Origin of the sequence: Pseudoalteromonas luteoviolacea H33-S (genome assembly GCF_001625695.1) — a bacterium.
Taxonomy (GTDB): domain Bacteria; phylum Pseudomonadota; class Gammaproteobacteria; order Enterobacterales; family Alteromonadaceae; genus Pseudoalteromonas; species Pseudoalteromonas luteoviolacea_B.
The window spans coordinates 13,255-24,694 of the sequence record NZ_AUXY01000064.1 but is presented as its reverse complement, the minus strand read 5'-3'; the positions used below and the strand labels follow the sequence as shown (position 1 = coordinate 24,694).

Below are 11,440 nucleotides of genomic sequence, written 5' to 3'. Positions count from 1 at the left end.
TCAAGTTAATAACCAAATTTGGCTTCAGCTTTATTATGCAGCTGATCACCCACATTTTGCGCGTATTTTAAAACATCAAAGTTGCCTTTGAAAAAGCTAATGTCTCCCATTGAACTGTAAGATTCATCAAATACTTCTTTAAAATCTATGATGTCCTTAAAGTTTTCTGCATTGACATCAAATCTACCCCAAGCTTGACCTTTGCCATCAGCGCCTCTGTCGTACGCTAAACCTTGCATGAATAGGGCAGGGACTTGCTTTGCAAGTTCAAGTAGGTCTTCATTTTCATTTAGTTTTTCTTCTAGGTAGCTTTTATTCTCGTGACTGATTGCACCACTGACGACAAATTCCCCTTTTTCATCAATCGAAAATCCCCAGCCTGTTGACTCGGCGAGTTTTGGATCTGTGTTTTTTAACTCGTTCATAAATGATTGGTAGTGTGTTTGCATACCTCTAAATAGGTCTGCTACACCACCAAAATACAACGTCTGGGAGACTTTGTTGAGTCGTTCAGGGTCATAGGTATGGGATTCAAGCGTCATTTCACCAACATTTGGGTCATTGATTATATGTTGGTCGTCATGAGATGTATTTTGAACGTGTGCCGCTGCTAGCGTCTTTACTTCATCAGTAATGGGTTTAGCATCTATGGATGAAGGATTTTTGTTTGATGCGCTATTTGGGGCTGGTGGCGGAAAATTACTTTGGTTCGCTATCTTCATTACATAATCCTTATACAGAAGACTTGTTATTGGTTTACATATCGACAGTTACACTAAGCTCTTTAGTTATTAATTTTTAATATGTACAAATATCTACTATTCTCCAAAACGAGTTTTAGACTTTTTTGGCGTAATCCATTTTACAATGCTTTTATAAATCACTATTTAGTTTAAGTTGTATCATTAATATAAATAAAACTTACTGTTCTAGTATAAACACATATTTTGAAGTGTTGCATACTAATTATACACCATGTTAAAAAGAGTGTTTTAATGAACTGTAAAGCTAACTTCATCATGCAAAAATGCTCAACCTTGCAACACTTACCAAAAGCCAAACTAGGCTATCTGCCAACACCAGTGATTAAACTAGAAAATCTTACTCGAATTTTAGGTGGTCCTGATATATTAATGAAGCGGGACGATCTGACTGGCCTTGCGCTTGGCGGAAATAAGACAAGAAAGCTTGAGTACATACTCGGAGATGCGATTAAAAAAGGCTGTGATACGGTAATAACGGCAGGCGCTCAACAGTCCAATCATTGCAGGCAAACAGCCGCAGCTGCTGCGAAACTGGGGTTAGATTGTCACCTTTTATTGGGAGGAGAAAAACCTGGCAATTTCAATGGTAATTTATTACTTGATGAGTTGTTTGATGCACATATTCACTTCACCAAAGAAAATCGAAAAGGAGAAGACATTCCTAATCTCGTCGGTACCTTGAAAGCCTCGGGGCACTCACCGTATGTGATCCCATACGGTGGATCGAATGAGTTAGGGGCATGTGGGTTTATAGAAGCAGGTTTTGAGCTCTCGACACAAATAGGTGTTGATAATTTAAGCCATATCTTTTTTGCCTCAAGCTCGGGTGGCACACATGCCGGTCTGATGATAGCCAAGTCTTTATTGAGACATAAATATGAGCTTACAGGCATACAGATTGATAAAGCTGAAAACGAAGCGAATAGTTTTCAACAGCAAGTACTAGCGCTTGCAAATTCAACGTGCTCATTTTTAAATTTAGCGCAAAGTTATCGAGTTGATGATGTAGTGCTTGATAAAGGTTACTTAGAGACAGGCTATGGTGTTTTGACGGAACAAGAAAAAGAAGCGATCCAACTATTGGCTAAATCAGAGGGGATTTTACTCGATCCAGTTTATACAGGAAGGGCGTTTGCAGCTATGGTAGATAAAATTCAAAAACGAGAGCTTCCAAATGATAAACAGGTACTGTTTTGGCACACAGGTGGCGCGCCTTCTTTGTTCGCTTACAGTAGGACAATATTATAGTCGTATAGTAAGCGATACACTGCTTAAAATCGTTCAAACTCGACACTTTACGCTTAGATTGCATTTGTAGAATGATTCCTTTAACTTTGCGAAAGTTGGTTTGATCCACCAACTTGGTTGCGTACGCTTTTTTAGCAACTCTAACCCTTACATATAAAATGACTTAAAATCATTTAAATTTTTCAATATGAATTATGGAAAGCAAGTAAAATATGGCAGTCCTAGAAATTTTAACCGCCCCCGATCCAAGATTAAAAACAAAAGCAAAAAAAGTAACTGATTTTGAGTCTATTCAGACCCTGATAGATGACATGTTGGAAACCATGTACGCAACAAGAGACGGTATAGGTCTGGCTGCAACGCAAGTGGGCAGAGAAGAAGCGGTTGTCATTATTGATATTTCAGATGAGAGAAATGACCCTCTTATTTTGGTCAACCCTGAAATTACTGAAGGTAAAAACAAAGAAAAGGGTCAGGAAGGGTGCTTATCTGTGCCTGATTACTACGCTGAAGTTGAGCGCTTTACTTCTGTAAAGGTTACGGCACAAGATAGGAAGGGTAACCCAGTTGAAGTTGAGAGTGATGAGTTTTTAGCCATTGTTATGCAACATGAAATTGACCATCTTCACGGTAACTTGTTTATTGACTACCTTTCACCGCTAAAACAAAAGATGGCGATGAAAAAGGTTAAAAAATATTTAAAGCATTACGCTTAAGCATTTATTTCGAAGCAGCACTGTCATGCTGCTTCATTAAGCCCCTCCATTCTAAATTATACTTGAGTGCCTTTTCACCATCTTGTATGGTTTATCATTGCTCCACATCTAAAACCATATAACTCTTAAGGAATGAATATGCGAACGCTTAGCTTGAGCTTTTGCCTTACGATCTTATTGCTGTCTGGTTGCGCCAGTACTGGCGAGGTAAAACAACAAAGTCCCGCAGAAATAGTAACTGCTAAAGTGAAAGCGCACAGTGAAGGGCTAAAAATGTATTTTGGATTATCTATTCCAACTGGAGGGAATATCACGGCAAGTCAATGGCAGCATTTTGAGTCAACTCAGTTAGCAACCACATTTGCAGGTTTTAGTGTTGTAGATGCAGTAGGTTATTACAAAGGTAAGAAAGAACACTCAAAAGTAGTGACTGTTTATAACGCCTCTGCTGAAGATATTGCTGCGGCTAACGTACTGGCAAAACACTATAGTCAGCTATTTAATCAAGACTCTGTACTTATTGCTCTGCTTGATATTACACAAGTTAGTTTTGTAGGAAAGGAGTAGGCGATGAGTTGTATTAAAACAATTACTGAATATCTTTTAGCAAAGCCTTTTAGTAGTGTCAGTCAACCGTTTGGTGAGGGCGTTGATGTATATAAGGTAAAAGATAAAATGTTTGCAACGCTCGCGCCAGAAAAAATGCGTCAATCGCAAGGTGGGCATTGGTGGTTAAATTTAAAGTGTGATCCAGATGAAGCCCATGCACTACGTGATATATTTGATGCTGTTATTCCCGGCTACCATATGAATAAACAACATTGGAATACGGTAATTCTTGATGGCACTGTGCCTAAAGGAGAGATAGAACGTATGATCGATAACTCATTCTTGTTAGTTGTCAAAAAGATGCGTAAAAGTGAGCGTCAGGCAATATTACTGCATTTGTCATAATTATATTTGAACTTTTAATACAATAAGCCCTCTTACCTAAATTAATAACAAGGATGGGTTTATGTTTCCTTTCGATGTATTCACTGCATATACCGCAGCATGTCTTTTACTCGTTATTTCTCCCGGGCCAGATAACATTTTGGCAATCGCGAGAGGGATAAGCCAAGGGCGATTAGCAGCCTGTATTTCTGCCAGTGCTTCTGGAGTGGGCATTTTATTTCATGTATTTGCAGCGACTGCTGGGTTGACGTTATTAATCCAGACATCAAATATTGCTTTTTACATCGTCAAATTTATCGGCGCCAGCTATTTAGTCTGGTTGGGCGTTAAAGTGCTTCTTAATCGCAATTTGATTACTATCGAATCTGTCGAGGCGAAATCATATAAAACCATTTTTGCTACTGGCTTTTTCTCCGCTGCATTAAACCCAAAGCCGGGGATTTTTGTACTTGCGTTTGTACCGCAATTTATAGATCCAAGCTTAGGCAGTGTTTCTATTCAAATGATGGTTTATGGTGCTTGGTTTGCGTTACTGACTACGCTTGGTTTTGGAACAATGGGCATTTTTTCGACGCAGCTAAAGAAATTTTTGATAAATAGCCCCAACGTGTTACAGGGATTAAATATTTCGGCGGGCCTTACCTTTGTCAGCTCTGGCCTTGCAGTCGCTTTGATGAAGCAGCGATAACTTCTTATATCAGCTCTGTTCGATAAAATGACAAAGTTAATTGACTATTTGATGACAAATGACATGGGTCATTTTTGTAACTTAATTCACTTTTAGTTACATTTAAATTTATCTAATAGATTGGATTTAATGTAGTTTTTATTTACTGTAGCTAAAAAATTCAAAGGAGAGACCTACAGTGTACAAATCCATTATTGCAATTTCTGTTGTGGCAGTATTAGCTGGATGTCAAGCAAATAAGGCTAGCACCGGTACTAACTCAGTCAATGCTACAGTACAACTACAGAGTCAGAGTCAGAGTGCGATTGAGGCAGAGACACAAAAATTAAACGCTTGGTTTGCAGAAAAGTACGAACAAGAAATGCAAATGAGCCCAATCATGATGACGATTTATGGTCGAAAAGATAAATATGACCAAATCGATGATGTGTCAGAGCAAGCTGCAAAGCGCAAACTAGCTTGGTTGGCAGGCACCGTTGCTGAATTAAGATCACAATTTGATTACAGTAAATTAGATGCCGAAGCTAAGATTTCTTATGATCTTTGGCTTTATGAGTATGAGCAAGAAAAACAGCAAGCAAAGTTTTTTGAAAATGAATATGTGTTTAATCATATGTTCGGTATTCAGTCATTTTTCGTCCAGTTTATGATTAATTACCATAAAGTAGACACGATTGAAGACATGCATGCGTACAACACTCGTCTAGTTAAAGGATCTGACGCAATTATTGAGCTGCTTGGTCAGGCTCAATCTAGAGCGAAAAAAGGCATTAGGCCACCTAAATTTACTTATGAGGGGGTAATTGGCCAATCTAAAAGTATCATCAATGGTGCCCCATTTATTGAGAGTGATAAAGATTCGCCCCTTTGGTCAGATGCCAAACGCAAACTACAAAAGTTGATTGATGATAAAACGATTAATCAAACACAAGGCGATGCGTTGCTTGCGCAAACGAAAGCTGCGTTGCAAGGTGAATTTAAAACATCTTATACAACGCTTATAAATTGGTTTGAGAAAGATATGGCCAACTTGAAACAACAAGATGGCTATGGTGTTGGCGGCCTTCCAAATGGCAAGGCTTTTTATAATTACAGGCTAGCAGATCAAACCTCAACCAATTTAACAGCAGATGAAATTCATAAGATTGGACTTGATGAAGTATCCCGCATTAAAGGCGAAATGATGCAAATTATTGATCAAGTTGGCTTTGAAGGCTCTTTACAGGAGTTTTTTGAATTTTTCCGCAGTGACCCTCAGTTTTTCTATGAGAACAACGATGAAGGCAGGCAAGGGTACATTGATGATTCTATTGCCTATTTAGATGAGCTTAACAAAAAACTACCAGACTATTTTGGGATCTTACCTAAATCAAAGCTCGTGGTTAAGCGAGTTGAAGCATTTCGCGAGCAACCGGGGGCGGCGCAGCACTATATGCCTGGCACCAAAGATGGTTCTCGTCCCGGCGTTTACTATGCCCATTTGATTGATATGACATCGATGCCTAAAAATACAATGGAGTCGATAGCTTATCATGAGGGTAATCCAGGTCACCATATGCAATTGTCTATCGCGCAAGAGCTAGAAGGGATCCCGGAGTTTAGAACTAAAGCACAATTTACAGCATACTCTGAAGGATGGGGACTGTATTCTGAACTGCTAGCGAAAGAAATGGGTGCCTATAAAGACCCTTACAGTGATTTCGGTCGTTTATCGAATGAAATGTGGCGTGCTGTGAGACTAGTTGTTGATACAGGTATTCATGCAGAAGGTTGGTCTGAAGAGCAGTCTATTTCTTACTTTATGAATAATGTGCCAATCAACGAGACCGCTGCGCGTTCAGAAATTCGCCGATATATGATTTTGCCAGGACAGGCTACCTCATACAAAGTGGGTATGATAAAAATTCTTGAACTGAGACAGCATGCAAAAGATGAACTTGGTGCAAAATTTGATATAAGAGGCTTCCATGACACAATTTTAGGTGGCGGTGCTATGCCATTATCGATACTTGAAAGACGAGTGAATACTTGGATTGAAGAACAAAAGCGCTCATAAATAATTATAACCTACTTTGAAAGTAATAAATGCACATGCTTTTCGGCCTGTGCATTTTTTATTAGGGTAATTAGTACCAAAAATGTTCAGAGTCGCTGATTTAAAGCTATAGCCGATTACGTGCGATCTGTACTGAAAGTTAAATATTTTAGATTGGTTGCTTCATTACTGCTATGAGTTTTAGATAAATCTATACCTTTTTTTTGTTATAAATCAGTTTCTTAAGTTTTTGGTGGTGGTTTCGATGGTTTCTTTATTAACCTCGATAATAAGTAAAAATGTTGGACTTATTATTTTTGGTTGCTATGATTGAGCTTCACTCTAGGTTTGAGTGAATGTTCATTAAGAGCAATTAATTTGAGTTCAATACATTAAATAAAGGAATGACCATGAAAAAAACCGTTTTATCTAAAGTTACATTAACTAGTCTTGCTGTATTATTTTCAGCCAATGTGTTCGCTGGGACTTCTACTTGGATAGGGTACGCAAGAGGGGTTGATGATGCTGCAGATCGGGCACGAGCAGCTCACCCAAATTCTTGGGTGCATAGTTGTAAAAACGTGAGTGTCTCAGCCCCTTGGCTTTATACTTGCACCGTAGTTAGTCGTAATTATAACTAGATCTGTTTGTGGGCTGTGTTGCGTCAAAAGGATCAAAGTCGTTGACTTCACTTGAACTTGACGGTGTAAACGAACCATCACTAAAACAATTAAGGCTTTAGTACAAAAGTGCAGCTCAGTACTAGCATCGACACAAAAGCGGCTTATTTAACGCTTTTGTGATTAAGGCAGCAAGGTGTATTCGAAAAGTAGTTGTTGTTGATTTAGGTGAGTAGTAACAATCCTGTCTTAGATAACAAGATAACCTCAGCAAAAGCTGAGGTTTTTTGTGTATTTAGTCCCAATTGCTCAAAGCATATTATTAGCAGGCGATCTTAACTACGTATGAAAAATATGTAATGGGTTAACGGCTATTAAAGACGAACCGATAGTCACGGCTTGATAAATTATTGAACACCTTAAATCTTTGATTCAAAGAGCGAGACATTATATGACTTTCAAGCATTGCAACGATGGTATATGAATGGAAAGAATTAAGTTGATTTTGCATAGGCAAGCGAGTCTTTTATTTCATAAAACCCAAAAAATTAGCAGGAAAAGAAAATATTAATATATATTAGACTTTATTATAATGATGGGGTTCTTTTTTTGAGGTTTAATGTTGTACAATTGCTGCTTATTGCCTTCATGAATTGGCAATATAATGTTAAAGAATTCATATAGGGATAGTGCGACTAAGTTATAAGGTTTCCTATTTGAATTGTAATGTTGTGATATTAGCTTCCCTTACCCTTACGGATTATTAATGTATAAATACCTTGCTATTTTTTCACTATGGCTTTTTCCGGTTGATGCTTATGCCGAAAGTGACTGTTTAAAAAGTTTGAAAGGCACTGATGTCAAAATGATTCTTGATACTTGTTTTACTTTTGAAGAAGGTAAAATGGATATGGCATTATTGTTTGGTACACACTTTACCCATAAGTTTGGAAGCAAAGACAATCCATCACCTGAAGCTATTTATTTAAAGTCACAAGTTGATAACGAAGACCCTCAAGCTATGTTCATATGGGGCCAGTTCGTATTAGATATCGCCTACGATGAAATATCGAGTTTAGAAGTGAGAGAAGAATCAAAATACTGGGTGAATAAATCAGCCGATAGTGGCTATTCCTATGCTATGTATTCAATCGCTAGTGCTTATGCAGTCTCGACTGCAACTACAGCTAAAAGCGAAGCCGAGAAAGAAAAAGCAATTTATTTTGCTAAAAAACTAAGTGATCAAAATTTTTTAGATGCAAAAGAATTATTAAATAAACTTAATAAAACTCCAAGTAAGGAAGATTTTACTCTCAATGTTGACTCACTCTATCAAGAACATAAAAAATTAAGTGAGCAGCAATTATTAGATTTAGCAAGTGTTTTCTCTCTAGGATGGTATTATCATTACAGACATAAATCATTAAAACTAGGAGTGGAACATTTAAAAATAAAAAAAGATACTGACAAAAGTGTTTTTTTATTACAGCAAGCTATGAAAATGCACAATAGTTCTGAGTCAAGTTATCAAATAGGAATAATTTTAGAAAAAAAGAACTCTAGTGACACTTTTAAATATTATTTATGGGCCGCAGAAAATAAACATCCTGAAGCTGCTGCTTGGGTAGGGGATTTTTATGCTTGTACTGGTGAAAAAGAAGTTGGAATAAGCTGGCTCCATAAGTCTGAAACGTTTGGGTATGAGTACGCTGAATATTCTTTTGGGGAAATTGAGGAGCTGGGAGAGCCTACTACTTGCCAACCATATTGGAATAGTTGGCCAAAGCAAAAGCTGAAAATATAGGGAGGTGTGAAAATTAAAGTAATAAGAGCCTTTGATTTCACGTCGGTAATGCCAATATTCTAAGTTAGATGATAAATTACAATGTGGATAAGAAATAATTGGGTCTTGATGTTGCTGTTATTTGGCATAGGGGTAGCATGCTTAAGGTAATCTCAAAAAAGATCAAATCATTTAAAAATCAAAACCATCAGAAATACTTGTCGAATTAATTAAAGCGCTTGAAGAACAACATACACGTAAAATAGTTCATAAATGTCATAGTAGCTAAAAACTAGAGCCTTGATACGTTTCTATTATCAAGGGGTCAAAAAAACTTCTTTATGGGCGTTTCAAGCGTATGGAAAAAACAAGTAATTATAAAGCGTGGCATTTTTGGATATGTTACTTAAGGCCTAGAAACTTAACATTTTTATTAAGCACAGATTGCTATATTCGAATGCTTGAAAAGTATCTAATTATGCAAGTAAATCATAATTTTCGTACATTTATTAATAAAATCATGGCTAAATTGTGTACATTTAACTTTGATTTCATATAGAAGTAGGCGTCTACAAAGGCGTGCGAACTTCACAGGGCCGAAATCACTACTGTCAGATCTAAAACAAGCAAATGGAATTGCGTGTATTACTCAACTTTGAGCGTCGTGCTTCTTTTGCCTGCTGGCAATTCAATATTTCAGAGTTAACTTTAAAGGGATGAAATTAATGAGTGAAACAACAAACACAGAATCGACAAACCCGGAATCTACGACTGCAGCACCAGAGTCATCGTCAGAGTTTGAGCAATATAAATTGTCAGAAAAGTGGTTAAAACGTTTTAAATTACTCAAAAAACTAGGTGCTGATTCACAATCTATGTTTTCAATTATGAAAACCCCTGAGTTTAAGGGGTTGTCAAACGCAGAGCGGATCAGTGTTTCGCTAAATTTCTTTGTGTTGTTTTTTGGGCCGCTTTATTATCTTATCAAGAAAATGTGGATGAAAGCTGGTTTCATAATTGCGAGTATTTGGATGTTCAACGGCCTGCTTTATTTAGTCCAAGGTCTTTTGGGCTTCCAATTTCCATCTGTAATTTTTTGGGTAGTGCCTAATGTTATATGTGCACAAATTGCTTGCCATGACTATTACAAGCATGCCACTGTTGAAGAAAAAATATGGCCTCAAGTGCCGGAGTTTTTCAAAAAGACTGCAGGGATAATTTCATATTTAGTTGCTGCACTGGTCTTTTTGATGGTGGTCGTGTCTTTGACAACCGTTTGATAATTACCGTATCAAAAGGGAGGTAACTCCTTTTTGATACAAATCTTAATCTATAACTTTCCTTTTTACATTTTCTCTTAGACCAGCACACTTAGAGTTTATTCAGATTGTGAGTCCATCCTATTTATTTTACGTATAAAACAGCACATAGTTTCACTCATAAATGGATTGATATGGTCTATTGAACCACTTTTTATTGATAATCTTTAAGATGACTAGTTCATATAATTCAATGTGTTATCATTTATACAAGCTACTTTAAAATAATAGATATACTCTCAAGGATTTACCTCTAATGAAAAAACTGATGTCTGGGCTGGCGTTATTATTGCTCAGCAGCCAAGGTATGGCAGCGGAACTGGATTGCAACACAGCGACTTCACAGGTTGAAAAACTCATTTGTAGTGATAAGGCGCTGCTCCAGTTAGACGAAGATATGAGTATTGCATATCGCAATATGCGTGCGCCTTTATATGGTGTTGAAAGAGAAAACTATTTAGTAAAACAGCGTAACTGGCTAAAGCAGGTACGTAACAAATGCCAAACTATAAAATGCTTAATAAAGGTGTATCAAGCACGAATTTCGGAGATTAATGGCCAAAAAGCGCCGTTAACAAACTTTAGGATCACCAAAGGCCAAGGTTACACCGTATGCGAAGCATTTTTAAAAGTACTGAATCGCACTCCGAGAGAAGAGCTCAAGGCGTGCGGCTTACCTAATTTAACAGGCTCAAGGTTTAAACCCGTTGAGTTTACTGAAGTGACCGCTGATAAAACTCTACAGATGGATAGAAAATATTATGAGTTTATTAACTATAGAGTGCCATATGAAACAGTCGAAGCGCAGCGAATAAACCGCTACCAGTCAGGCTTTTATCGCATCTATACTGGGATGTTGACCATAGATGGCAAAAAAGAGCCTGTGATTCAGGTGGCTCAACCTTCTTCAATCTGTTACACGCTACCTGATTCAATTTCAAAGACGTTCCAAGACAACTGGGAAACACTGAGCGATGAAAAAAAGCTGAACTTTTCGAAGTCAGCTGGCGTTTTCAAAGTGCATGTTTCTGCTGATATGAACTTAAACACTCGTTCATTAAATTCAGGTGAGTTTGTTCAATTTAATGACGGATCTTACTTAATTGATATGTTTAGTTTACGCAGAAAAAACTTAAATAAAGATTGGACAGGAAAAAATCGAGTTTCGTTGTATGAATTTGATAGAAAAACGGGAAAAAACTCTCGTTTTGAGAGCAAGAAGCGTTGTGGCTATTGGTACAACTACTAAATATTACTCTCTTACTTGAAAAGCTGCACGCCATATATACACTCTGAAATGTATTAATCACCAA

11 protein-coding genes are annotated in these 11,440 nt (G+C 37.3%); 10 read left to right on the top strand and 1 reads right to left on the bottom strand.

Features of this window, described 5'->3' with window-relative positions; genetic code table 11:
- Positions 1 to 5 precede the first annotated feature (5 nt).
- Positions 6 to 722 carry a hypothetical protein gene (locus tag N477_RS09160; RefSeq protein WP_063363839.1) on the bottom strand — a complete coding sequence of 239 codons (717 nt, stop codon included), beginning with the start codon at positions 720 to 722 and terminating at the stop codon, positions 6 to 8.
- A 273-nt stretch (positions 723 to 995) separates the two neighbouring features.
- Here N477_RS09160 and N477_RS09155 point away from each other — a divergent pair, with 273 nt between their 5' ends.
- The 10 genes from N477_RS09155 (at position 996) to N477_RS09110 (ending at position 11,376) form a co-directional block, all read left to right on the top strand.
- Positions 996 to 2,012, top strand: coding sequence for a D-cysteine desulfhydrase family protein (locus tag N477_RS09155; RefSeq protein WP_231098162.1), 1,017 nt, complete (start codon positions 996 to 998; stop codon positions 2,010 to 2,012).
- A 212-nt stretch (positions 2,013 to 2,224) separates the two neighbouring features.
- A complete protein-coding gene (gene def / locus N477_RS09150) occupies positions 2,225 to 2,728 on the top strand; it encodes a peptide deformylase (protein WP_063363838.1) in 504 nt (167 codons plus the stop codon).
- Positions 2,729 to 2,866: 138 nt separating this feature from the next.
- On the top strand, positions 2,867 to 3,295 hold the full coding sequence (locus N477_RS09145) for a DUF3574 domain-containing protein (RefSeq protein ID WP_063363837.1): 429 nt from the start codon (positions 2,867 to 2,869) through the stop codon (positions 3,293 to 3,295).
- Between the two features lie 3 nt (positions 3,296 to 3,298).
- Positions 3,299 to 3,682 carry an MmcQ/YjbR family DNA-binding protein gene (locus N477_RS09140; protein WP_063363836.1) on the top strand — a complete coding sequence of 128 codons (384 nt, stop codon included), beginning with the start codon at positions 3,299 to 3,301 and terminating at the stop codon, positions 3,680 to 3,682.
- Positions 3,683 to 3,743: 61 nt separating this feature from the next.
- Positions 3,744 to 4,370 (top strand): LysE family translocator, encoded by a 627-nt coding sequence (locus N477_RS09135; protein WP_063363835.1) that lies wholly within the window; start codon positions 3,744 to 3,746, stop codon positions 4,368 to 4,370.
- 178 nt (positions 4,371 to 4,548) lie between these two features.
- Complete coding sequence (locus N477_RS09130; RefSeq protein ID WP_063363834.1) at positions 4,549 to 6,426, top strand: DUF885 domain-containing protein; 1,878 nt, start codon at positions 4,549 to 4,551, stop codon at positions 6,424 to 6,426.
- A 389-nt stretch (positions 6,427 to 6,815) separates the two neighbouring features.
- Positions 6,816 to 7,046 (top strand): hypothetical protein, encoded by a 231-nt coding sequence (locus tag N477_RS09125; protein WP_063363833.1) that lies wholly within the window; start codon positions 6,816 to 6,818, stop codon positions 7,044 to 7,046.
- A gap of 745 nt (positions 7,047 to 7,791) precedes the next feature.
- Positions 7,792 to 8,829 (top strand): sel1 repeat family protein, encoded by a 1,038-nt coding sequence (locus tag N477_RS09120; RefSeq protein ID WP_063363832.1) that lies wholly within the window; start codon positions 7,792 to 7,794, stop codon positions 8,827 to 8,829.
- A 704-nt stretch (positions 8,830 to 9,533) separates the two neighbouring features.
- Positions 9,534 to 10,088, top strand: a complete 555-nt coding sequence (locus tag N477_RS09115; protein WP_063363831.1) for a hypothetical protein — start codon at positions 9,534 to 9,536, stop codon at positions 10,086 to 10,088.
- A 295-nt stretch (positions 10,089 to 10,383) separates the two neighbouring features.
- On the top strand, positions 10,384 to 11,376 hold the full coding sequence (locus tag N477_RS09110; protein ID WP_063363830.1) for a lysozyme inhibitor LprI family protein: 993 nt from the start codon (positions 10,384 to 10,386) through the stop codon (positions 11,374 to 11,376).
- The last annotated feature ends 64 nt before the right edge of the window (positions 11,377 to 11,440 follow it).